The sequence below is a fragment of the Gillisia limnaea DSM 15749 genome (assembly GCF_000243235.1).
Classification (GTDB): domain Bacteria; phylum Bacteroidota; class Bacteroidia; order Flavobacteriales; family Flavobacteriaceae; genus Gillisia; species Gillisia limnaea.
Map to the genome: position 1 here is coordinate 1 of NZ_JH594606.1, position 24,015 is coordinate 24,015.

Genomic DNA, 24,015 nt, shown 5'->3' on the forward strand with positions numbered 1-24,015 from the left:
ATAATAATTTCACTTTCTCTAATTAATTCTAACTGCACTCTTTGCCTCTTGCTGTCTCCAATGAATCTACCGACAAACTCAGTAGCACTTCTTGGCTTTTTAGTTTAGAGCATTCTTAAAGGTATCTAAAAAATACTCATATTTCTTTTTGCTTGAGTAGGTCAAATGGTGTAGAACGTCTGCGTATAAGCGCCGTTTTTTTTCAAATGGCGCTTATGCGCCGTTGCGTGCAGTAATTTAGCATTATTTGGTTAATAATGCGAATCAAAAATTACGAAGTCAGACGGGTGCTACAATAATTTCTTTTAAAATGGATTTTATTTTTACTTATGTGTCTTTATCCTCTCGCGCTGGATAAAGCATCGTTGGTAAAAAATTCGGGCTACGAGTCCAACTCCTGGAATTAAACTGCAAAATTACCGGAAATCCTCCATAGAAAATATGGTTTCTTTCCGCTACCTTTCCTCAGACTTTGGTACGTGTCAACGTTCTGATAGTAAAACTCTCAACGATTTCAATCGCACAAGTCTGAAAAAGGGAGCCTTCCTTTGTCCGCTCCCTTGATTTAATTCCAGGAGTTGTCCACATTTTAGTAACCTTTCCGCAAAATCCATTTTAATTTCCAGAAGCCCGTTTTATTGCATGCAACGTGCTATATCGAGAGCAATTTACTCTTTTATCCCAAATTGTTGCGGGATAAACGCATGTTTTCACCCTCTTTATCGTTTTTCGCAAGTTCTCCAAGGGTAACATCCAAAGGACTCCTTATTTTTAAAAGATCTTTTTGCGCCACATGGGTATAAATCATCGTGGTCTCCGGCCTGGAATGCCCTAAGATTTCCTGTATATAGCGTATGTCGGTTCCGTTCTCCAGCATATGGGTGGCAAAAGAATGTCGCAGGCAGTGGGGGGAAACCTTCTTCAGTATCTTAGCACGCTGGCAAGAGACTTTCAAAAATGCCCTTACTGAAGATGAACTGTATGCCACTCCTTCCAATCCTTCAACAAAATAAATCGCTGGTTTATAGGTGTTCAAATAATTGAATAACAACGGAATAATGCTCTCTGCCATCACCACATTCCGGTCCTTCCTGCCTTTGCCCTGGTGCACATGAACCTGTCGCCGGTCCACATCAAGATCGGCTATTTTTAAATTCAACAGTTCCCCAATCCGTAATCCCGAAGAATATATCAGGGCAAGCACTGCACGATGTTTTAAATTGCGGGTAGCTCTCAAAAGGTCAATAATTTCTTCTTTGGAAAGTACAGTGGGAGTATAGCTGCTTTTTTTGGGCGAACTTATAACCTTAGGATCAATATTAGATTGTGTGTACAATCTGGCAAAATGTTTCAGCCCGCTAATACATTGGCGATGCGTGCTTACTGCATACCTCCTTTTAACGATCACCTTCTCAATAAATAGCTCCACATCCCTGTTTGTTAACTCCGAAGGATCTTTTTTCTGAAACTCCAAAAATAGGAATACAAAATTATAATAGGTTCTTACCGTGCTTTCCGAAAATCGTTTTCCGCGCAAATAGGAAACAAACTCCCATAAAATTTGTCGGGTTTCTTTTGAAATCTCCGGTTTTACAAAACCTTCCTTTTGTGCTACTGGGTCTTTTATATCTTTTAATGCTGAATAATCTACGTACCAACCCTTATCATTAAAATGCTGAAAAAGCCGTTGTTTGTTTTCTGAAGTTAATTCCAGGTAAAAGACCCTGTGAGTCTGACTCCAGGAGATCCCTTTTAATTTTTTAAGATGCGATTTGATCGATTCATCAAAATCAAAACCTATAGCAATCTGAAACCTATTACGGTGCCACAAAGGATTTAGAACAATTTTTTTCATAATAGAAGCATTAATACTCTAATATACAGAATGTTATTACTTCTTTCAGAAAAAAATTTAGCTATCTTTTAAAGTGATTTCCTTTCAAATCCAACCCCGAAATAGACTGCGTATCATGCAATCCAAAACTTCTTTGTTTTGACTGATAAATGGTTTTGGCAAGAGTTATAGTCTATGTATATGACACATAAACCTGCACATAAAAAAACCGGGCATTATTCCGAAATTTCGAAATACTGCCCGGATCTTAAAATTTTAAACTGTTGCTATTTATTTCTACACAGAAACAAGGCCTTTTCTTTACTCTTTGCTCTTGGTTCTTTTTTATCCACATTTAGAAGAACCACAATCCTTACAGGTTAAACAACCTTCCTGGTAAATTAAATTTGTAGAGTTACAATTGGTACATTTTTGTCCTTTTGCTTCTGTACCGTCGGCCACAAAACGCTTTAAAGCTCTGGCAACACCGTTTTTCCAGGTGTTGATGGATTCATTATCCAATTGCAAACTGTTTATAAGATCTACCGCTTTTTCAATTGGCATTCCGTGGCGTAAAGTACTGGAAATCAGTTTTGCGTAATTCCAGAATTCCGGGTCAAATTTATGAGACAAGCCCTCGATCGTGGTTTTATATCCACGCTGATTTTTGTACTGAAAATCATACCTGGAATTCCCGTCTTCATCCTTATTTTTAATAATAAGCCCCTCATTTACCCAACGCGGAATCAAAATTCCATCTTCATCATCGGAAAAACCAGTAAAAATCTCATAAGGACGTTCGTCTATACGCCCTATAAAAGCTATCCATTTTTCCTTGTTGTTTTGAAAACGAACTACATCTGCCTCCAAAGTTTGTGGACGTTTGGTAGGGAAGTTCGAGAGGCTGTCTTTTTCGTCCTTTTTTTCCTCATTGGAGATTAAAACTCCGGATCGCGAACCATCACGGTACACGGTAACCCCTTTGCATCCTTCTTCCCAGGCCTGCAGGTATAAGTTTCCTACCAATTCCTCGGTAGCATCATTTGGCAGGTTAATGGTCACACTTATGGAATGATCTACCCATTTTTGAACAGCTCCCTGCATTTTAACTTTGCTAAGCCAGTCAATATCATTGGAAGTTGCTTTGTAGTACGGGGATTTTTTCACCAATTTGTCAAGATCCTTCTGCGTGTAGTTCTTGTCTATTTCATATCCATTCGCTTCCATCCATTGCTTGAACCTGTGATGGAAAACCACGTATTCTTCCCAGGAATCCCCGGTTTCATCTACAAAATCTACCCTGGCTTCCTTATCGTTTGGGTTTACCTTTCTTCTCCTTTTGTAAACCGGCATAAATACAGGCTCAATTCCAGAGGTGGTTTGCGTCATTAAACTCGTAGTCCCGGTAGGGGCGATGGTTAAAAGTGCAATATTTCTTCTTCCGTATTCCGTCATTTCGAAGTAGAGTTTTTCATCTTCCTCCTTGATTCGCTGAATAAACGGATTGTTCTTTTCTTTTTCTGAATCATAGAACTCAAAAGCACCGCGTTCTTTAGCCATTTCAACAGAACTTCGGTACGCCTCGATAGCAAGGGTTTTATGTATTTTTACTGAAAATTCTATCCCTTTCTCGCTTCCGTACTTTATTCCAAGTCCGGCAAGCATATCGCCTTCAGCAGTAATTCCAACCCCGGTACGTCGCCCTTCCCGTGCTTTTTTACGAATCTCCAGCCAAAGATTTCGTTCTACTCTTTTAATCTCATCATTTTCAGGATCGGCAGCTATCTTGGCTAAAATTGCATCAATTTTCTCAAGTTCCAGGTCGATGATATCATCCATGATTCGTTGTGCAATAGCAACATGTTTTTTAAACAGGTCAAAATTGAAACCTGCCTCAGCTGTAAACGGATTTTCAACATAAGAAAACAAATTGATGGCCAGCAACCTGCAGGAATCGTATGGGCATAACGGAATTTCCCCACAAGGATTGGTAGAAACCGTTTTATAGCCAAGATCTGCATAACAATCTGGCACCGACTCCCGGGTGATGGTATCCCAAAAAAGGATTCCAGGCTCTGCAGATTTCCATGCGTTGTTTACAATCTTATTCCAAATTGCTCCGGCTTCTATCTCATGGGTATATTTTGGGTTATCGCTGTGAATCGGGAATTTCTGAATATATTTGGAATTGGATTTAACCGCTTTCATGAAGTCATCATCAATCCTTACCGAAACATTGGCTCCGGTAACTTTTCCCTGCTCCATTTTTGCATCTATAAAATCTTCTGCATCCGGGTGATTTATAGAAACTGAAAGCATTAAAGCGCCTCTTCGTCCATCCTGCGCTACTTCACGGGTAGAATTGGAGTAGCGTTCCATAAAAGGCACCAGCCCGGTAGAAGTAAGGGCCGAGTTTTTTACCGGGGAACCTTTTGGCCGAATGTGCGAAAGGTCATGTCCCACTCCGCCACGTCGCTTCATAAGCTGCACCTGCTCCTGGTCTATCTTCATGATGCTTCCATAGGAATCACTGTCACCCTCATTCCCAATTACAAAACAATTGGATAAAGACCCGGTTTGGTATTTATTGCCAATTCCCGCCATTGGACTTCCCTGCGGTACGATGTATTTAAAATTCTCGATAAGTCCCAAAACTTCGCTCTCTGCCATTGGATTGGCATAATTCGCTTCAATTCTTGCTATTTCCTTTGCCAATCTCACGTGCATAGCCTGTGGATCCTTTTCGTAAATGTTGCCGTAAGAATCTTTTAAAGCGTATTTATTGATCCAAACCCTGGCCGCAAGCTCATCGCCTTTAAAATATGCTACAGAAGCTTTAAATGCTTGATCCTGTGTGTACGTTTTTGCCGGGGTTTGGGTAGTTTCGATTTTCATTTTGATTGTAAAATTTGATTAGAAGTCGCTTATTTCAGCGGGATAAATGTATGAAAAAATATGCATCAACTGTTATTTTCATTATTAAAAAGTTTACAGATAAATTTAATCAAATACCTGATAATCAATAAATTAACGTTTTATAAACAATTGATTGTTTACAAATAATTTAATTTTCTGAAAATCAAGGGGGTGGAGATTAGCCTGTATTTTAATACTGAATTAATTTTTAATCAAGGTGAAAAAGGGCCTGAAATTTTAATGTAACCGCGTTAATTAATTAAACCTTTGCGGTTTTATTGAATTACAAGTTTATACAAAACACGTCAATGGTAGACTGTCACACTGAGCCCGTCGAAGTGAGCCTGTCAACCTAAGCCTGTCACACTGAGCTTGCCGAAGTGCCGAAGTGTCGAAGTGTCCAAGTGTCCAAGTGCCGAAGTGAGCCTGTCACACTGAGCCTGTCGAAGTGTCGAAGTGTCGAAGCGCCGAAGCGCCGAAGTGATGAGTAAATTAATCCCTATTTTTAAATATGAAATTATTTTATGTTTACATCGTAGAATGCTCCGATAAATCTTTTTACATAGGATTTACCTCAAATCTTGATAAAAGATTGAACGAACATAATTCCGGACTGCATAGAGATTCCTATACTTATAAAAGGAGACCAGTTGTTTTAAAATGGTTTCAACAGTTTACAGATCCTTCTCAGGCAATCAAGGTTGAAAAACAATTGAAAGGATGGAGCAGAAGAAAAAAGATAGCCTTAATTGAAGAAAATTGGGAAAAACTGGTAGAGTATTCAAAAAATTACAGGCAAAACGGGTCTTCGGATACATCCTGAGTTTAGCGAGGTCTTCGACAGGCTCAGACTGACGTGATTGTGGTTTGTCACACTGAGCTTGTCGAAGTGAGCTTGTCGAAGTGAGCCTGTTACACTGAGCTTGTCGACCTACACGTGTCACACTGAGCTTGCCGAAGTGTCGAAGTGCCGAAGTGTCGAAGTGTCGAAGTGCTGTCACACTGAGCTTGTCGAAGTGGAAGTGAGTGAAAAAACCTGTTTTGCTATTTCCAACTCTTCATTGGTTGGGATTACCAAAACATTCACTTTAGAAGCGTTCGTGCTTATCTTCCGGATCTCTTTAGACCGAATGGCATTCTCGTTTTCATCGAGTTCAATCCCCAGGAATTCCATATCCCTGCAAACCAACGCTCTTATAGTATTGCTGTTTTCGCCAATCCCGGCAGTAAAAATAATGGCATCCAGGCCGTTCATAGCAGCAGAATATGCTCCAATGTATTTTTTTATACGGTAGGCATTCATTTCAAGGGCAAGTTTGCAGTTGCGATTGCCTTTTTCAGCTTCCGCCTCAATATCGCGAAGATCGCTGTAGCCTGTAAGTCCCAACATTCCGCTTTTATGATGCAGGAGATCACTCACTTCCTGAGCGGTATACCCCAGTTGATTGATCATATAAAAGATCACCGATTGGTCGATGTCTCCGCTGCGGGTTCCCATGATAAGCCCGTTAACAGGTGCAAATCCCAAAGAATGATCGATGCTTTTACCATCCTCAATGGCGGTAATGCTGCATCCGTTCCCAAGGTGTATGCTTATAATCTTAGACTTTTTGTCAACTATATGTTCCATAGCTTTTTCTGAAACATATTTATGGCTCGTTCCATGAAACCCATATACCTGGATGTTATGTTCTTCATAAAATGAATTCGGGATTGCATAACGGTTTGCACGTGGGGGAATACTCCGGTGAAACGCAGTGTCAAAAACAGCGATTTGCCTTGAGTTGGGAAAAATCGATTCGGCTACTTCAATTCCGGTTAAATTAGGAGGATTGTGAAGTGGTGCCAGGGAAAACAACGTTTTTATAGTGGTTTTTACCTTTTCATCAATAAGGATGGTTTCTGAAAATTTATCGCCCCCATGAACCACACGGTGTCCAATCGCGGGAATTTCTGATGCATTTTTAATCACTCCGTTTTTAGAGTCCATCAATAGCATGGTAACCGATTTTAATGCTTCAGAATGATTTGAAACTTGCCGCTCTTCTGAAGTTGAAAACTTTTCAGAAGAATAACTCAGTTTCCCCGATTCCTGCCCAATTCGCTCTACAAGCCCAAAAGCTAATACGTGCTCCTCCGGCATTTGGATAAGTTGAAATTTTAAGGAAGAACTTCCTGAATTGATCACTAAGATATTTTTCATCTGTTTATTTTATTGTTTTTATAATCCAGGCGGCTTCAGTAGATTAAACCTGCCGTTGAGCTTAAATTCCCTGTGCCTGGATCGCGGTTAAAATCACGGTGTTAAAGACATCATCAACGGTACAACCTCTGCTTAAATCGTTCACCGGTTTGTTTAATCCCTGTAGCATAGGCCCAATAGCAACTGCGCCTGTTTCCCGTTGCACTGCTTTATAGGTGTTGTTTCCGGTATTTAGATCGGGAAATATCAATACACTGGCTTGTCCTGCCACTTCCGAATCTGGAAGTTTGCTTTTCCCAATGCCCGGATCTACCGCTGCATCATATTGAATAGGTCCTTCTATCTTTAGATCCGGACGTAATCGTTTTACAATTTCGGTGGCGGCACGCACTTTATCCACATCTTCCCCTTTTCCCGAACTTCCGGAAGAGTAGGAGAGCATCGCTATCTTAGGTTCAATACCAAAGGCACTGCTGCTTTCTGCCGAGGAAATAGTGATCTCGGCCAACTCCTCTGCAGTAGGGTTGGGGTTGATAGCACAATCGCCAAATACCGAAACCCTATCTTCCAGGCACATAAAGAAAACGGAGGAAACCAGGGAAACTCCGGGTTTGGTCTTTATAAACTGAAGTGCCGGTATTATTGTGTGTTGTGTGGTATGTGCAGCTCCAGAAACCATTCCGTCTGCCAAACCTTTATAGATCATCATGGTTCCAAAATAAGAAACATCATTCATCCTGTCCTTTGCTATGTCCAGGTTGATGTTTTTATGTTTTCGCAATTCATAATAGGTGTTGGCGAAATCCTTAAAATATTCATTTTTTGCCGGGTTGATGATCTTTACTTTATCAAAATTCATAGTGATCCCCAGGTTTCCAACTTTTGTTTTAATTGTTTCTTTATCGCCCAGTAGGGTAATATCCACAAGGTCCATTGCTATGAGTCTGGAAGCTGCTATTAGGATCCGGTCGTCCGTTCCTTCAGGTAAAACGATGTGCTTTTTGGCCATTCTGGCTCGTTGTACGAGGCTGTATTGAAACATTCGCGGGGTAATCCCACTTGGTTCAAAATTTATAAGCCGTTCCAGCAAAGGATCAAAGGATACATATTTTTCAAAAATGCTGATGGAAGTTTCTATTTTCTGAATACTGTCTGCATAAATATTGGATTTTATCATTCCTATTTTATTGGCCACATTAAAAGTGCCTTGCTCCACAGAAATAATGGGTACCACCTGGGATAATCCTTCAATAAGTTTTAATATAGTGTCTTCGGGAATCAATCCTCCCGTGAGAATAATTCCGGATATTTTAGGGTAATTTGTGGAAATATTAGCCTGTAACGCACCTAAAATAATATCGGCTCTATCTCCGGGAGTTATTACAAGACTTTCATCTTTAAGGTGATTCAGGTAATTTCTAAGCTGCATCGCTCCAACTCCAAAATTCCCGGTTTGATTGTCAAGAAATTCTTCTCCAAACAGAACCTTTCCGTCCAATTCTTTTAAAATTTCCTTGAGTGTAGGATTTCCAAGTGTGTCTATTAATGGAATCGCAAAATTTCCAACTTCTGCCGGTAAAAATTCGTTCATCGCAGAAGTTGCGATCTCGAGATTTTGAAGCTCTATTTTATTGCTCACCATCGCCAAAACCCGAACATCTTTATTTACAAATGCGTGATAGGCCATTTGAAGATTTCCCTTTAGCATCTCCCGCGTTTTGTTTTTTCCGCTGGCAACAATAATTACCGGAATTCCCAAATTCTTGGCGATTAGCACATTTACATCAAATTCAAATACGCTGCCTTCTCCAGAAAAATCACTCCCTTCAACTAAAACAATGTCAAACCGGTCTTCCAGGTGCTTGTATTTTCGAATGATGGTGTCTATAATCTCTCCGGATTTTCCATCATTTCGTTTTTGAATGATCTCCCTGCGAGTGAATGCATAGGCATCTTCATAATTTAATTTGAGATCGAAATAGCTTAAAATCGTGTCGATGTGATTATCCTTTTCCCCGGCTTCAAGATCATCTATAATTGGCCGGAAATAGCCAACCTTTACAGTTTTTCCCAGCAGGGTACGCATTAAACCTAAAGAGATAAGCGATTTTCCGCTATTTGATTCCAGGGTTGCAATATATATACCTTTGTTCATGATGTTGTTTTTTCTACGACTGCAAAAATAGGACTATTTGGAATTTAAGGCCTTTAATAACTTATAAATTCCTGTGAAAATAGGGGTAAAAATGATTCTCGTCAGTTTTGAACAGAGATGAAAATTAGGATTCAAAATGCATATAAAAAATAGCGGGATACATTTCTGTAACCCGCTATTTCGAATTATGTGGAAAGTTTTTTAAAAATTAAGATTCAATTTCGCATAGTAATAAGCACCGCTAATTCCCATTTGAACAGAATCCCAGTATCCTCCGCCTTCGCTCCAGTCATCTTGTTGATCCGGATAAACGTTAAACAGGTTATTGCTTCCTACATTCAATTTTATAGCATCACTTAGTTTGAAACCTAAATTTAAGTCGGTTACAAATTTTGAACCGTACGTATCTGTTGCTGTAGCTACCTGGTTTTCAAAACTACCGTAATCGGCTACATCTTCAAACATTTGGAAATCCACAAGTTCTACTTCGCTAAATCTTGTTAATCCCAGGGCGACATCGAACCAATTTATATCATATTTCAAATTAAGGGTCAATTTGCTGTCCGGTGCGGAAGCCAGCAGAAAACCCTGATCCCTTACACCGAAAAATGTTTCCTTATCAAGATTTCCATTTTTAACATCAGTTATTGTCATATTGTTGAAATTCCCTATAAAACTGGAAGACAAAGAGCCATCACCAATTGAGGCTCTATGAGATATAACGATATCTAAACCGAGAGTTTCTGTATCTGCTCCGTTGGCAAAAAATTGTGCGGCCTCAACATTGGGAATCTGAGGAGCGTCAAAATTTCCTGTAAGCACAATCCTGTCTTTTACATTAATATAATACCCGTCTACGGTGGCTGTAAGTTGTCCGAAAGTAGAGGTGAATCCAAGGGAACCGTTTAATGCGGTTTCTTCCTTCAATGCGCCAATACCAAATGAAGCAGTCACAGGGCTATTGTTTGGAGACAACTGGGTCTCCAATGCCTCACCGCCCACAAAATTTGTAAATCGCAGGTTGTAGTATATTTGTGCCAGTGAAGGTGCTCTAAAACCTGTACTTACAGATCCTCTAATATTCACGTTATCTGTGGCCTTATATCTGGCCGCCAATTTTCCATTAATAGTACTTCCAAAATCGCTGAAATCTTCAAATCTTGCGGCCGCCGCCACTAAAAATTTATCGGTAAATTCCATCTCTGTATCTACATAAAGTGAGATATTGGAACGGTTCCTGTCTACAACGTTGGCTGGGCCGTAACCTGGAAATCCTTGAGAACCACCCGGTCTTAAAGCGGTCGTTACAGGATCTGTAGGTTGAATCTGGGTGCCGGGATCTACAATGATTCTGCCGTCCACATCAAATGTTCCGTAAGATCCTTCTTCTCCTTCAAAAATCACAAAATTTTCAGTTCTGTATTCAGCCCCCATCGCCAAATTGAATCCTGCCAATATATCATCATAATATTTTGAAAAATCAAGATTTATAGTGTTTTGACTTAAGCTGTGTCCACCGGCATCAAAATCGGTTGGGGATAATTCCTCCAGGGATGCATTTAGGGTTCCTTTGATAAAGTAATGAAAATTGTTTTTTCCGAAGGTATTGCTAATGTCTACCAACCAACCACTATCGGTTTTTGTCCTAAACCCTGTAACAGCAGAAACATCTGTGATAATTGATGTGATACGAGGGGTAAAGCCATCGGGATAAATACTCACAACATTTCTCGCGGTAGGATTGTTTCGTGTAAATGCAAAAGCATCCGTATCCCTGTAGTTACGGCCGCCAAAAGCATAAAATTGAGATTTTTCTGAAACGGGAACCATAATATTTCCGAAGAAATTGAATCCGTCTATCGCTGCTTCTCCAAAACCACGTCTAAAATCGAATCCTGGTCTTAATGTTTTATTTTTACTGATATACTCTGTGGTAAAGTTTGCAAAACCTTCTTCCCCAATTGCAACACCGTAATTTGCGGTTACTTTTACGGAACCTCCATCAAAATTCTTATCATCACCTATTTGGTTTCCATCTCTTTCGGTATCTAGTCTGTTTCCATCGGTATTTGGAGTTCCTTCCGGAAAATCGCCATCGGCATTCGTATTATAAAAACCGTAATTCACATTGGCGGTAAATTTTTCCACCTCATCATTCAAAACAAGATTGATAACTCCGGCAATCGCATCAGATCCATATTGGGCTGAAGCACCATCCCTCAAAATTTCGATTCTTTTAATAGCACCGGCAGGAATAGCATTTAAATCGGTTCCTGTATTACCTCGTCCCCGGGTGCCAAAAAGATTAACCAATGAGGATTGATGTCTTCTTTTCCCATTGATCAAAACCAGGGTTTGATCTGGTCCCAACCCTCTTAAGGAAGCAGGATCAATATGATCTGCCCCATCAGAACCCGATTGTTTGTTCGCGTTAAAAGAGGGAGCTGCATATTGTAGCAATTCATTTATTTCAATGCGCCCGGTTTGCGTGGCTACCTGCTGAACATCGATAACATCTATCGCAACGGGTGTATCTGTAGCAGTTCTTTTTGGACTTCTGGAGCCTACAATTTGTACTTCACTCAATGCTAAACCATCGGCAAGACTCACATTTAGAGTAGTTTCTCCGTTTACGCTTTTTTCAAGGGTTTCATATCCAATAAAACTAAAAACCAAAATGGCATTCTCACTTACATTTATGGAATATTTCCCATCAAAATCAGTAATAGTACCGTTATTGGTGCCCTTTTCCAGAATATTCACTCCAGGTAAAGTCACTCCTGAATTGTCGGTTACCGTACCACTAACTTCCTGCGCAAAAAGGATTGTGGAGCTGAACAGTAAAATTAATACCATTAAAATTCTTTTCATAAATAAATTGTTTTTAGGTGAAATTAAAATTTTCTCAAGGTAGTTAATTGTTTCATAAAATGCAGGAATAAATTATAAATGTGCTAAAATATCACCATCAATGACAGAAAAAAAGTTAATATCCGGGTTATAATATCATAGAAAAAGGGTATAAGCTGCAAAAACTAGTTTAGACTTTCTTCTTTTATAGTAATCTGTATTTAAATCGAATAGGTTTAAAAGAGAAAAATAAAGATTTGAGCAACTCCCGGAATACCATCTTCAGAATAAAAAATCAGAAATGGTAATTTTTTAGCCAATTCATGGGTGTTATCTCTAAATCATTACTTACTTCAATCTTCCAATTTTCAAGATTAATAGCTATATTTGCAGCCGCTTAGAAATGGGCATTAAAAATTTAAATTTTAAATATGAAAGCCGGAATTGTTGGATTACCAAACGTAGGAAAATCTACCTTATTTAATTGTTTATCAAATGCCAAAGCGCAAAGTGCAAATTTCCCGTTTTGTACCATAGAACCCAATGTTGGCGTGGTGAATGTACCGGACAGCCGTCTTGAAAAACTGGAATCTCTGGTGAACCCGGAGCGGGTGCAGCCCGCTGTGGTAGAGATTGTGGATATTGCAGGTTTAGTAAAAGGAGCCAGCAAAGGCGAAGGTCTTGGAAATCAATTCCTTGGAAATATTCGCGAAACCGATGCTATCTTGCATGTATTGCGTTGTTTTGAAGATGATAATATCGTGCATGTAGATGGTTCTGTAGATCCGGTAAGAGATAAGGAAACCATCGATATGGAGCTTCAGCTTAAAGATCTGGAAACAGTAGATAAGAAACTGGAAAAGGTAAAACGTGCTGCCAAAATTGGGAATAAGGAAGCTCAAAAAGAAGAAGCTGCTTTGCTAAAGGTAAAAAAAGGACTCGAAGCTGGAAAATCTGTACGAGCCTTAACTGAGCTTACTGCTGAAGAGCGGGATGAATTTATAGCAAACCTGCAATTGATCACAGATAAACCGGTAATGTATATATGTAATGTAGACGAAAAATCTGCAACCAGCGGAAATGGCTACGTAGATAAGGTAAAGGAAGCCGTAAAAGATGAAAACGCTGAAGTTATATTCCTTGCCGTGGGAACGGAAGCCGATATTACCGAACTTGATGACTACGAGGAGCGCAAGATGTTTTTACTAGACATAGGTTTGGATGAACCTGGATCGGCTAAACTAATTCGTTCTGCCTACCGCCTGCTAAATCTTCAAACCTACTTTACTGCGGGTGTTAAGGAAGTGAGAGCCTGGACAATCCCAACAGGATCCAGTGCGCCACAAGCCGCCGGAGTAATCCATACCGATTTTGAAAAAGGTTTTATACGTGCAGAAGTGATCGCCTACGATGATTTTGCAAGTTTTGGAAGCGAAGCAAAAGTGAAAGAAGCCGGGAAAATGAGAGTAGAAGGGAAGGAATACATAGTAAAAGATGGAGATGTGATGCATTTTAGGTTCAACGTGTAGATTTGAGATATTAGTATTGAGATTTGAGAGAAAAAAGTTAGTATTGAGATGTGAGTATTGAGTATTGAGAAAAAAGAAAATATAGAAAAGAAAATAGAGCCAGGAGACAAGATTGGGAAAAGGTAAAAAGAATAGCTGCGTTATCTTCAAGAAAAATATTAGTTCCGTTTTTAAAAAAATCTCAATACTCAATACTCATTTCTGAATTCTCACATCTCACATCTAACCTCTCAAATCTAACCCTTAACATCTTTGTTAATTACTTTGTGAGTAGGCTGTTTTAACTTTTTCCCGTAAACCTTATATTAGCGACAAACGTTTACAATCCACTTATGACCGAGGAAACCAAATATACCGAAGACAATATACGATCCCTTGATTGGAAGGAGCATATACGTATGCGTCCCGGGATGTATATTGGAAAACTTGGGGATGGTTCCACCGCCGATGACGGGATCTATATACTTTTAAAAGAAGTACTGGATAACAGTATTGATGAATTTGTAATGGGATCTGGTAAAACCATTGAGGTTTCTGTACAAAATCAAAAAGTGATTGTTCGTGATTATGGCCGTGGAATTCCGCTTGGGAAAGTAGTGGACGTGGTTTCAAAAATGAATACCGGGGGAAAATATGATACCCGGGCATTTAAAAAATCGGTAGGATTAAATGGGGTTGGAACCAAAGCGGTTAATGCGCTTTCTTCCAGTTTTAGGGTGGAATCCACCAGGGATGGGAAATCTAAATCGGTAGATTTTGAACAGGGAAATCTTGTAAATGAAGAGATCCTGGATGAAACTTCCCGCCGTCGTGGTACAAAAGTTACCTTCATCCCGGATGAAGCTATCTTTAAAAACTTCAAATACCGGAATGAGTACATTGAGAAAATGCTCAAAAATTATGTCTACCTCAATCCGGGATTGACAATAATGTTTAACGGAGAAAAATTTTATTCTGAAAATGGCTTAAAAGATCTCCTGGGGGATAGCATCACAAAAGATGACCAGTTATATCCTATCATACATTTAAGGGGAAATGATATAGAGGTTGCATTAACGCACAGTAAATCTCAATATTCTGAAGAATATCACTCGTTCGTAAACGGACAAAACACTTCCCAGGGAGGTACGCATCTCCTTGCTTTTAGAGAAGCATTGGTGAAAACTATCAGGGAATATTACGGAAAAAATTATGAAGCAGCAGATATTCGAAAATCTGTTGTTGCAGCCATCAGCATAAAAGTGATGGAACCCATTTTTGAAAGTCAAACCAAAACAAAACTCGGGTCTACCGATATGGGCGGAGATTTGCCAACGGTACGAACCTATATCAATGATTTTTTAAAAACCCAGCTGGATAATTTCCTTCATAAAAATCAGGAAACCGCTGAAAAGCTGCACCGTAAAATATTGCAGGCAGAACGGGAACGAAAAGAACTTTCGGGAATTAGAAAACTCGCTAAAGACAGGGCGAAAAAATCCAGTTTACACAATAAAAAACTTCGGGATTGCCGTATTCATCTTGGGGATAGCAAAAAGGAGCGCTACCTGGAATCCACACTTTTTATTACAGAAGGGGATTCGGCCAGTGGTTCTATTACAAAATCCAGGGATGTGAATACCCAGGCGGTTTTCAGTTTAAAGGGGAAACCTTTGAACAGTTACGGACTTTCAAAAAAGATCGTGTACGAGAATGAAGAATTCAACTTGCTTCAGGCAGCCCTCAACATAGAGGAATCCATTGCCGATCTTCGGTATAACAATATCGTGATCGCTACAGATGCCGATGTGGATGGAATGCATATCCGGTTGTTATTGATCACTTTCTTTTTGCAATTCTTTCCGGAGTTGATCAAAGAAAATCATTTGTATATTCTCCAAACCCCTTTATTCAGGGTTCGGAATAAAAAAGAAACCATTTATTGCTATAGCGAAACTGAAAGAAAGCAGGCAGTTACTAAACTTACGGGAAAAGCAGAAATCACCCGATTTAAAGGATTGGGGGAAATTTCTCCCGATGAATTTAAACATTTTATTGGGGAAGATATTCGGCTGGATCCTGTGATGCTGGATAAAGAAATGTCTATTGAAGAATTGCTGAGCTTTTATATGGGAAAAAATACTCCCGACAGACAGGAATTTATTATTGATAACCTGAAAGTTGAATTGGACTTGATCGAAGAGAGCAGCTTATGAGGTTTAAAAATACCACTGAAACCAGAATTGTCCCTTCCATTTATATGATCCTGGTAGCCGCATTTGTCACCAATATCTTCGTAAATATTGAACTAATGAATACCGATCCTGAAAACCCGGTAAAACTGAGCAACTTTTTTCCAAACTTGATTTTACTGGCTCTTGGGATTTATTTCCACCGTATTGGTCAGCTGTTTGAATTTGATAGCGATGGGGAGACGCTTAATTTCAAAAATAACGGACTGTTTTTTTCAAAATTTATGGAATACCGCGTGAAACGTGCCGAATTCCCTAAAACAAAACTCATAGACTTTAAAGTGAGTGATTATGGATTTTACTCCACACTTAAAATTTATATCACCAGTCGCAGAAAAAAAGGACCAAGGTCTTACCGTTTTAATATTACCTTCCTTGCAGGAAAGAAAAAGAAAGGAATGATAGCGTCCTTAAACAAGGTGTTGGAAAAGAATAAATCAATTTCTTAAATGGATATAGAAAATCAGGAGAATACCCCGGAAGAAATTCAGGAGCAACCAAAAGAACAACTTATTCGTGTTACAGGAATGTACAAGGATTGGTTTCTTGATTATGCTTCTTATGTGATCCTGGAAAGGGCAGTGCCGGCTGTAGAAGATGGGTTTAAACCTGTACAACGCCGTATCATGCACTCCATGAAGGATCTTGATGATGGTCGTTATAACAAAGTTGCAAATATAGTTGGGCACACCATGCAGTATCATCCTCACGGAGATGCGAGTATTGGTGATGCCATGGTTCAAATTGGTCAAAAAGACCTTTTAATAGATGCTCAGGGAAACTGGGGAAATGTGCTTACCGGAGATAGAGCCGCTGCACCACGATATATTGAAGCCAGGCTGTCAAAATTTGCTTTGGAAGTATTATTCAATCAAAAACTTACAGATTGGCAACTTTCCTATGATGGGAGAAAAAAAGAACCGGTAAACCTGCCGGTAAGATTTCCATTATTGCTGGCCCAGGGAGCCGAAGGGATTGCCGTGGGACTTAGCACCCGTATTCTTCCGCATAATTTCAACGAACTTATAGATGCGTCTATAAAACATTTGAAAGGAAAAAAATTCGTGATCTATCCCGATTTTCCAACTTCCGGAGAGGCGGATATCACCGATTATAATGATGGAAAAAGGGGAGGGAAAGTTCGTATAAGGGCTAAGATCTCGCAATATGACAAAACCACCCTGGCTATAACCGAAATCCCTTATGGAACAACTACCACCACCCTGATTGAATCTATACTTAAGGCCAATGATAAGGGGAAGATCAAGATCAAGAAAATAGAGGATAATACCGCAGAAAATGTTGAAATCTTAATCTATCTCCCACCAAACATTTCTCCCGATAAAACCATAGATGCTTTATATGCATTTACCAGTTGTGAGAATTCCATCTCCCCGCTGGGTTGTGTTATTATTAATAACAAGCCTATTTTTCTTGGTGTAACAGAAATGTTGATGCGTTCTACAGATCATACCCTTGGTTTACTAAAGGCAGATTTGGAGATAAAACTGGATGAATTTGAAGAACAATGGCATTTCGCTTCCCTGGAACGAATATTCATTGAAAAACGAATTTACCGCGATATTGAAGATGAAGAAACCTGGCAGGGAGTGATCCATGCGATTGATGAAGGATTAAAACCGCATGTAAAACATTTAAAACGCGCTATTACTGAAGAAGATATCGTACGATTAACCGAGATTCGAATAAAAAGGATTTCAAAATTTGATATAGATAAAGCCCAGCAAAAAATTGATGCTCTTGAAGATGAAATCGCAAAAGTAAAGCACCACCTGGAGCATTTAACCGAGTATGCCATCGCATACTTCACCAGATTGAAAAAGGAATATGGCGAAGGAAAAGGGCGTAAAACAGATCTGCGCCTTTTTGATGATATAGAAGCCACCAAGGTAGCGATGCGAAATACAAAACTTTACGTAAACCGAAAAGAAGGTTTTATAGGTACCTCTCTAAAAAAGGACGAATTCGTTACAGATTGTTCGGATATTGATGATATAATTTGCTTTACCGGAGATGGAAAAATGATGGTGACCAAAGTAGATGCAAAAACTTTCGTAGGTAAGGATATTATTCACGTTGCAGTTTTTAAGAAAAAGGATAAAAGAACCATTTACAACCTTATTTACCGGGATGGCAAAAATGGAGCTTCTTATACGAAACGTCATGCGGTTACCTCTATAACCCGTGACAGGGAGTATGATATGACACAAGGGAAAAAGGAATCCAGGATCCATTACTTTTCTGCAAACCCAAACGGGGAAGCAGAAGTGGTTACCGTATACCTGCGTCAGGTGGGCAGCATAAAAAAGTTGAAATTTGAACTGGATTTTGCCGATATGCTCATCAAAGGTCGCAATGTAAAAGGGAACATAGTTACCAAATATGCAATTAAAAAGATCGAATTAAAAGAGGAAGGGGTCTCTACCCTGAAACCACGAAGAATCTGGTTTGATGAAAGCGTAAAACGCCTTAATGTAGATGAGCGCGGAGAATTGCTTGGAGAGTTTCGTGGAGAAGACAGACTTTTAATAATTACTCAGGATGCTGTGGTAAAAACCATTAAACCTGAATTAACTACACGATTTGACGAGGAAATAATTATCCTCGAGAAATGGATTCCAAAAAAGCCAATCTCGGCAATCTATTGGGAAGCAGAAAAAGAACGCTATTATGTTAAACGTTTTCTTATAGAGAATCCGGATAAGGAAGAGAATTTCATTGGCGATCACGAAAAATCCTTTCTGGAACTTGTTTCTACAGATTATATCCCCAGGGTAGAACTTGTTTTTAACAAATTGAAAGGGAAAGAGCAGCGGACTAATGAAGAGGTTAATGTTGAAGAATTCATTTCGGTTAAAGGCATTAAGGCTCTTGGAAATCAATTAACTGCAGAAAAATTAAAACAATTAAACCTGCTGGATCCTATCCCGTTTACACCTGAAGAGATTGCGACAGAAGACATCGAGGTTAATGATGAGGAAACCTTAGAGGATGAAAGCGGAACAGTGGATCATATAGGTGAAATTAAAGGTAGGAAACCTAAAAATGATGATAGCCAAATTAACTTATTTGATGAATGATGGGTATTCTAAAGGAATTTAAGGAATTTGCCATTAAAGGCAATATGATTGATATGGCGGTAGGTATTATTATTGGTACCGCCTTTAATAAAGTCATAGATGTTCTCGTGAAACAGGTGGTTTTGCCTCCATTATCACTTTTAACGGAAGGAGTCAATTTTGCCGACAGGAAGATCATTCTTAGAGAAGGACTTGTGTCTGCAAGCGATAGTATGGCTGAAATTCAGGAAATTTCTATAGGCTATGGAGCTTTTGTGGAAGCGATGCTCGATTTTCTTATAGTCGGGTTTACGATATTTATGGTCGTCAAATTTATGAACCGGTTTAGAAGGAAATCCCAGGATCCTAAAAACAAAACCGTTGAAACCCCTAAGGATATTCAGTTGCTTTCAGATCTCACCGAACTTATTCAGGAGCAAAATGAATTGCTTCGAAAAGGAAGCGCTAACCCTTAGTCAATTTTAGTGACAGAGCCTTTTTGCTTTTTAGTTTGCCCCACCAATCCGTATTCAAAGGTATAAGAGTTCCTGTCTGTAGTAAGGATTTTTATATGCAATGGTTTTTCCTCTGCCATATTCTTCGGATTCAAATTCTTTACGATATACTCGCAGTCGTTGATCCATCGCACCGAGGAGGTATCTGTTTTCCCCTGAAATCGATCAATTTCTATAGAATCATTCCGCACAAAAGTAGAAGTTACAAGCTCTCCGTTTAAATAAGACTCAAATTGGAAGCTTCCGGTTTTAAACTGAACACAATCTCTTTGAGGGGAATAACAGGCTGTAAATAGAAGCAGGATGGGAATTAAAAGCACTATTTTTTTCATTGTAGAATTCTTGTCGCGTTTTATGAACTTCCTTTGTCTAAAAGAAGTAATTCGTGTGCAATTCAAATAAATGATACGGAATCATTTTCTCACGTATCTCACACTGCAAATAACGGTATTTTAAGGTTGAAATTCAATTTTCAAAGGCCTCAAAAGTCCCATCCTGGTAAAAAATCACGATTTTCCTGATCTTTCTTTCTGCTGAAGATTTTTCCAGGTTTTCAGAAACTAACGCTTTGGCAGGAAGATCCCTCGAAACTGGCTGCGCCGGAGAATCTGAAGATGCCTGTTTCATTTGTTTTTCAGGATATGGGGTGCTCCCGGTTGTATTTGGGAAAGAGCCTTTCCCGTTTAACAACCAATACAGTTCCACTTCCGGATAGGTTTGAACCACTTTTAACACAAAATCCAGGCTTGGTTTATTTCTTCCGGAGAGAATATGGGAGATGGAAGAGCGCCCAACATCAATCGCATCTGAAAAAGCAGCAGCAGAGAGGTCGTGGTATTCTAGAATTTTTTGCAGTCTTTTGGAGAAATCATCGCTGTTTACCATTGTGAATTTACTTTAATTAAAAGTGCGTTTACAAATGTAACCAATAGAATTAAACTAAGCAAATTACATTTGTAAATTGCTGTAATAGACCCAAATAAAAGCTTTAATCAAAATACTTTAAAAGCTTAAAATACAATATTTTATATACTATTTAATAGCTTCATGGAAATTTTCCGACAAAGTCTAAGTTGAATTGGGGTTTTGTGTTTACTGATGTAAACAATTCCATCACTTAATCAGGTTTACAAATGTGAATATTTGATTATTTACTTTTGTAAACATGGAAAATAAAAATTCGGCTTATAAAACGATGCTTCAGTTATATCCTTTGGTAAAAGTTGGGGAGGTTAAAGGGAGATATCTTACCTATTCTCATATCGATAAAATTCTAGAAAATCTTGGCGGCAAATTTCAGCTTAAAAAGATTGGAGAATCTACCTTGGGGGTGCCTGTTGATAAACTCACTTTAGGAAGTGGAAAGATTAGGATCCTGGCCTGGTCACAAATGCACGGAAATGAATCTACCACAACCAAAGCTGTTATAGATGTACTAAATGCATTTTATACTCACGAAGACAATCCTGTTTTAATGCAAATCCTGGCGAATTGTACTATTTGCATCATCCCAATGTTAAATCCGGATGGAGCCACTGCATATACCCGCGTAAACGCGCGTAATGTAGATTTAAATAGAGATGCAAAGGACCTCAAAGAAAAAGAAAGCAGGTTATTGCGATTGGTTTTCGATAATTTTGAGCCAGATTTTTGTTTTAATCTGCACGATCAACGTACTATATTTAGTGCGGGAAATACACCTAATCCCGCCAGCATATCATTTCTTACACCTGCAATGGACCCTGAAAGGAGCGTAACTCCATCCCGAATAAAATCCATGCAGGTAATTGCTGCAATAGCAGAGGAGCTTAATACAAATTTGAATGGCCAAATTGGTCGATATGATGATTCCTTCAATATAAACTGTACCGGCGATAGTTTTCAAAGCCGGGGAGTGCCCACGATTCTCTTTGAGGCGGGACATTTTCCAATGGATTATGAGCGCGAAAAAATCCGGGAATATATGGCGGCAGCTATTTTAACCGGATTATATGCTATTGCATCTGGATCCTATAAAAAAATGGATTTTCTGCGGTATTTTGACATTCCGGAAAATGAGAAACTGTTTTATGATGTTATTTTAAGGGATGTTTTATTTAAATCGGAATTAGTGGATGTTGCTATTCAGTTTAAAGAAGTGCTGTCTAACAATGCCATTGAATTTTTACCGGTTATTGAGAAAATATGTCCAAAGCTGGCTTTTCATGGCCACCGCGAAATACAATGCTATAATTCCGCTATACGATTGGGGGATAATCAGGAACTTTCCGAAAACGTTATAGTTAATAAAATCTATGTAAATAATGAAGTTTTCACGATTAATTATGAAAATAGTTATAAATAATTGTCAATTATTTAATTAGATGTATTAATTTTGTCTTTTTAATTAAAGACATTAAGATTATGGCAAAGTATAAACTAGATGAAACAGATCATCAAATTCTTGATATGCTCATCGAGAATACCCGGACTCCATTTACCGATATCGCTAAAAAATTAAATATTTCTGCCGGAACGGTGCATGTTAGGGTGAAAAAGATGGAAGAGGCTCAAATAATTTTAGGCTCAACCTTAACCCTTAATTATGAAAAGTTGGGATATGCTTTTATTGCATACGTAGGAATTTTTCTTAAAAATACTTCTCAGACAAAATTTGTATTAGAACGCATAAATGATATTCCTTATGTTACTGTAGCACACGTCACTACTGGCAAATTTAATGTTTTCTGTAAAATACGTGCCCGTGACACTCAACATGCAAAGGAAATAATTTTTCAATTGGATGATATTGAAGGCGTTTACAGGACAGAGACTATGATCTCTCTTGAGGAAAGCATGAACGATAAAAAGCGATTGATGCATTCTATCTTTAAAAACCTCTAGGTTTTTATTAAATTTATACTAAAACCCCTTTAAAACAGCGTGTTTAAAGGGGTTTTTTTTATCTTGTCAAAAGACCCAATTAGTCAAATAAATCAATTTTTTAGATGAAATATCCATTATAAAATTTTCTAACACAGAATGTTTATTTGGATGTTACTCCTGATAGCTACCGGGGGTACGCTAAAACAATAAATAAAAAAAACAGATGAAAATCAACGAGTTGAAAAAAAGCGACTATCCGGAATATTATCAGCAATATACAAGTCTTCTCCCGGACCTTGAGTTAATGGAATTGTTGCAATCGCAAAAAGAAACCATGGTGAGTTTATTTAATTCTACAGAAGATTTGGATCTTCATTTTACTTATGCAGAGGGTAAATGGACCATTGCAGAGGTGCTTCAACACATGCTGGATACAGAAAGGATTTTTCAATATCGTGCACTTTGTATTTCCAGAAAAGATCTGGCATCCTTGCCGGGATTTGACCAAGATAAGTATGTTTCTGTTTCAAAAGGCAACGAAAGGAGTTTGTCCGGGTTTATTGATGAATATAAAGCGGTTAGGGATTCAACAATTTTCATGTTTAAAAGTTTTTCTGAAGAAATGATGAAATCCGTTGGTCTCTCAAATGGCCAGGATTTAAGTACTGCTGCTGCGGGATTTATTATTGCAGGTCACGAGAAACATCATTTAAAATTATTCAATTTGAAGTATAAATTATGAATCGTTTAAAAACATTTTTTAAGCTTCTTAAAAGAACCTATAGCAGTTGGATAAGCAATGATCCCTGGGCGGAAAGTGCGATTATAGCTTATTATACTATTTTTTCCCTGCCATCTCTTTTGATTATTGTTGTTTCCATTGCCGGATATTTTTTTGGAAGAGACGCGGTTCAGGGTAGAATTAATAACCAGATAAGTGGCTTTATAGGCAATGATGCAGCTTTAGCTATAGAAAAGATGATTAGCAGTGCTGCCGTCACCGAAAACTCAATCTGGGCAATTGTTTTTGGGGTTTCCATTCTTTTATTTGGTGCTACCGGAGTGTTTTTCAGGTTAAAAATCGCAATGAATAACATTTGGAATGTCGTTTCCAGAAAGGAAAATTTCACGAGGATGATCATGGACCGGCTCATATCCTTCGGGATGATCCTGGTGATAGGATTTCTATTATTGCTTTCTTTGTTGGTGTCTGCCCTGGTTAAAATAATGGGAGATTATATAGAAGAAATTGCTCCTGTTATTACTGCGGTAGGGCTTGAGATCATTAATTATGCACTCTCTTTTATCTTTATTACCTTTCTGTTTGGAGCTATTTTTAAGTTATTGCCCGATATTATAATAAAATGGAAAATAACGCTTTACGGAGCTGCTTTAACAACCGTTTTGTTCCTGATAGGCGAATTTTTGATCGGTTTTTATTTTGGGCAAAGTAATCCGGGATCGGTATATGGAGGGGCTTCTTCCATAATCCTCATTTTGCTTTGGGTGAATTACACCTGCTTGATCCTGTTTTTTGGTGCCGAATTTACCGTGCAGTACGCTCTTCATAAAAATGAAACTATAAGGCCTAACCGGTATAGTCAGCCGGCTATTTACAGGGAACTCGAAAAGCTTAACAATAAAAGGGTGAAACTTCCTGGTGATCAAAAGATTTTAAATAAATTAAGAGAGAGTCTTGGTGATATTAAAGATCAACCAGATTCTAAGGTTTAGCAAAGCTTTAACGATCTCTTCCAAAACTTTACAACCTTCTTAATAGCATTTTTTTCCGTTTTCCATTACTTTTAAATAAGTAAAATATTTAATTAAAGAAGAA

General features: G+C 38.6%; 17 protein-coding genes. 10 read left to right on the forward strand and 7 right to left on the reverse strand.

All coding sequences use genetic code 11. The features are described from left to right. Window positions 1-676 precede the first annotated feature (676 nt). Complete coding sequence (locus GILLI_RS01865; RefSeq protein WP_006987423.1) at window positions 677-1,855, reverse strand: tyrosine-type recombinase/integrase; 1,179 nt, start codon at window positions 1,853-1,855, stop codon at window positions 677-679. A gap of 324 nt (window positions 1,856-2,179) precedes the next feature. Beyond that, window positions 2,180-4,729 (reverse strand): adenosylcobalamin-dependent ribonucleoside-diphosphate reductase, encoded by a 2,550-nt coding sequence (locus GILLI_RS01870; RefSeq protein ID WP_006987424.1) that lies wholly within the window; start codon window positions 4,727-4,729, stop codon window positions 2,180-2,182. 532 nt (window positions 4,730-5,261) lie between these two features. On the opposite strand from GILLI_RS01870, the gene GILLI_RS01875 reads away from it, so the two are divergent. Further along, window positions 5,262-5,573: a GIY-YIG nuclease family protein gene (locus tag GILLI_RS01875; protein ID WP_006987425.1), complete on the forward strand. Its 312-nt coding sequence runs from the start codon at window positions 5,262-5,264 to the stop codon at window positions 5,571-5,573. A 174-nt stretch (window positions 5,574-5,747) separates the two neighbouring features. Here the strand turns inward: GILLI_RS01875 and GILLI_RS01880 are convergent, their stop codons facing one another. The 3 genes from GILLI_RS01880 to GILLI_RS01890 all read right to left on the reverse strand — a co-directional run bounded on the left by GILLI_RS01880 (window position 5,748) and on the right by GILLI_RS01890 (window position 11,979). Further along, window positions 5,748-6,953, reverse strand: a complete 1,206-nt coding sequence (locus GILLI_RS01880; protein ID WP_006987426.1) for an acetate/propionate family kinase — start codon at window positions 6,951-6,953, stop codon at window positions 5,748-5,750. A gap of 61 nt (window positions 6,954-7,014) precedes the next feature. Further along, window positions 7,015-9,108 carry a phosphate acetyltransferase gene (pta, locus tag GILLI_RS01885; protein ID WP_006987427.1) on the reverse strand — a complete coding sequence of 698 codons (2,094 nt, stop codon included), beginning with the start codon at window positions 9,106-9,108 and terminating at the stop codon, window positions 7,015-7,017. A 201-nt stretch (window positions 9,109-9,309) separates the two neighbouring features. Continuing rightward, window positions 9,310-11,979: a TonB-dependent receptor gene (locus GILLI_RS01890; RefSeq protein WP_006987428.1), complete on the reverse strand. Its 2,670-nt coding sequence runs from the start codon at window positions 11,977-11,979 to the stop codon at window positions 9,310-9,312. 410 nt (window positions 11,980-12,389) lie between these two features. Here GILLI_RS01890 and ychF point away from each other — a divergent pair, with 410 nt between their 5' ends. From ychF to mscL, 5 genes are all read left to right on the forward strand, one after another. Further along, window positions 12,390-13,487: a redox-regulated ATPase YchF gene (gene ychF, locus GILLI_RS01895; protein ID WP_006987429.1), complete on the forward strand. Its 1,098-nt coding sequence runs from the start codon at window positions 12,390-12,392 to the stop codon at window positions 13,485-13,487. Window positions 13,488-13,819: 332 nt separating this feature from the next. Then, window positions 13,820-15,682, forward strand: coding sequence for a DNA topoisomerase IV subunit B (locus tag GILLI_RS01900; protein ID WP_006987430.1), 1,863 nt, complete (start codon window positions 13,820-13,822; stop codon window positions 15,680-15,682). Beyond that, window positions 15,679-16,167 (forward strand): hypothetical protein, encoded by a 489-nt coding sequence (locus GILLI_RS01905; protein WP_006987431.1) that lies wholly within the window; start codon window positions 15,679-15,681, stop codon window positions 16,165-16,167. The genes GILLI_RS01900 and GILLI_RS01905 overlap by 4 nt, the downstream gene beginning before the upstream one ends. Beyond that, window positions 16,168-18,819 (forward strand): DNA gyrase/topoisomerase IV subunit A, encoded by a 2,652-nt coding sequence (locus tag GILLI_RS01910; RefSeq protein ID WP_006987432.1) that lies wholly within the window; start codon window positions 16,168-16,170, stop codon window positions 18,817-18,819. It begins immediately after the preceding gene. Next, window positions 18,819-19,274: a large-conductance mechanosensitive channel protein MscL gene (gene mscL, locus GILLI_RS01915; RefSeq protein WP_040506753.1), complete on the forward strand. Its 456-nt coding sequence runs from the start codon at window positions 18,819-18,821 to the stop codon at window positions 19,272-19,274. The genes GILLI_RS01910 and mscL overlap by 1 nt, the downstream gene beginning before the upstream one ends. Here the strand turns inward: mscL and GILLI_RS01920 are convergent. Both GILLI_RS01920 and GILLI_RS01925 read right to left on the reverse strand, forming a co-directional pair. Then, window positions 19,271-19,645 (reverse strand): hypothetical protein, encoded by a 375-nt coding sequence (locus GILLI_RS01920; RefSeq protein WP_006987434.1) that lies wholly within the window; start codon window positions 19,643-19,645, stop codon window positions 19,271-19,273. The two genes, mscL and GILLI_RS01920, sit on opposite strands and share 4 nt — an antisense overlap. 133 nt (window positions 19,646-19,778) lie before the next feature. Beyond that, entirely contained in the window at window positions 19,779-20,198 is a 420-nt protein-coding gene (locus GILLI_RS01925) for a helix-turn-helix domain-containing protein (protein ID WP_006987435.1), read from the reverse strand. A gap of 280 nt (window positions 20,199-20,478) precedes the next feature. Between GILLI_RS01925 and GILLI_RS01930 the strand changes: the two genes are divergently transcribed. The 4 genes from GILLI_RS01930 (at window position 20,479) to GILLI_RS01945 (ending at window position 23,912) form a co-directional block, all read left to right on the forward strand. Further along, the gene (locus GILLI_RS01930; RefSeq protein ID WP_169312716.1) at window positions 20,479-21,657 is read left to right on the forward strand and encodes a M14 family zinc carboxypeptidase; all 1,179 of its coding nucleotides are present in this window, start codon (window positions 20,479-20,481) and stop codon (window positions 21,655-21,657) included. Between the two features lie 59 nt (window positions 21,658-21,716). Further along, entirely contained in the window at window positions 21,717-22,196 is a 480-nt protein-coding gene (locus GILLI_RS01935) for an Lrp/AsnC family transcriptional regulator (protein ID WP_006987437.1), read from the forward strand. A 205-nt stretch (window positions 22,197-22,401) separates the two neighbouring features. Then, window positions 22,402-22,920, forward strand: a complete 519-nt coding sequence (locus GILLI_RS01940; RefSeq protein ID WP_006987438.1) for a DinB family protein — start codon at window positions 22,402-22,404, stop codon at window positions 22,918-22,920. Then, the gene (locus tag GILLI_RS01945; RefSeq protein WP_006987439.1) at window positions 22,917-23,912 is read left to right on the forward strand and encodes a YihY/virulence factor BrkB family protein; all 996 of its coding nucleotides are present in this window, start codon (window positions 22,917-22,919) and stop codon (window positions 23,910-23,912) included. The genes GILLI_RS01940 and GILLI_RS01945 overlap by 4 nt, the downstream gene beginning before the upstream one ends. The last annotated feature ends 103 nt before the right edge of the window (window positions 23,913-24,015 follow it).

Bases quoted from the DNA above. Each gene is read 5' to 3' on its own strand.
- GILLI_RS01945 (WP_006987439.1), top strand. From the start codon at position 22,917: ATGAATCGTTTAAAAACATTTTTTAAGCTTCTTAAAAGAACCTATAGC.
- GILLI_RS01900 (WP_006987430.1), top strand. From the start codon at position 13,820: ATGACCGAGGAAACCAAATATACCGAAGACAATATACGATCCCTTGAT.
- GILLI_RS01910 (WP_006987432.1), top strand. From the start codon at position 16,168: ATGGATATAGAAAATCAGGAGAATACCCCGGAAGAAATTCAGGAGCAA.
- GILLI_RS01890 (WP_006987428.1), bottom strand. From the start codon at position 11,979: ATGAAAAGAATTTTAATGGTATTAATTTTACTGTTCAGCTCCACAATC.
- GILLI_RS01930 (WP_169312716.1), top strand. From the start codon at position 20,479: ATGGAAAATAAAAATTCGGCTTATAAAACGATGCTTCAGTTATATCCT.
- GILLI_RS01875 (WP_006987425.1), top strand. From the start codon at position 5,262: ATGAAATTATTTTATGTTTACATCGTAGAATGCTCCGATAAATCTTTT.
- mscL (WP_040506753.1), top strand. From the start codon at position 18,819: ATGGGTATTCTAAAGGAATTTAAGGAATTTGCCATTAAAGGCAATATG.
- GILLI_RS01865 (WP_006987423.1), bottom strand. From the start codon at position 1,855: ATGAAAAAAATTGTTCTAAATCCTTTGTGGCACCGTAATAGGTTTCAG.
- GILLI_RS01935 (WP_006987437.1), top strand. From the start codon at position 21,717: ATGGCAAAGTATAAACTAGATGAAACAGATCATCAAATTCTTGATATG.
- GILLI_RS01880 (WP_006987426.1), bottom strand. From the start codon at position 6,953: ATGAAAAATATCTTAGTGATCAATTCAGGAAGTTCTTCCTTAAAATTT.
- GILLI_RS01920 (WP_006987434.1), bottom strand. From the start codon at position 19,645: ATGAAAAAAATAGTGCTTTTAATTCCCATCCTGCTTCTATTTACAGCC.
- GILLI_RS01870 (WP_006987424.1), bottom strand. From the start codon at position 4,729: ATGAAAATCGAAACTACCCAAACCCCGGCAAAAACGTACACACAGGAT.
- GILLI_RS01925 (WP_006987435.1), bottom strand. From the start codon at position 20,198: ATGGTAAACAGCGATGATTTCTCCAAAAGACTGCAAAAAATTCTAGAA.
- ychF (WP_006987429.1), top strand. From the start codon at position 12,390: ATGAAAGCCGGAATTGTTGGATTACCAAACGTAGGAAAATCTACCTTA.
- GILLI_RS01905 (WP_006987431.1), top strand. From the start codon at position 15,679: ATGAGGTTTAAAAATACCACTGAAACCAGAATTGTCCCTTCCATTTAT.
- pta (WP_006987427.1), bottom strand. From the start codon at position 9,108: ATGAACAAAGGTATATATATTGCAACCCTGGAATCAAATAGCGGAAAA.
- GILLI_RS01940 (WP_006987438.1), top strand. From the start codon at position 22,402: ATGAAAATCAACGAGTTGAAAAAAAGCGACTATCCGGAATATTATCAG.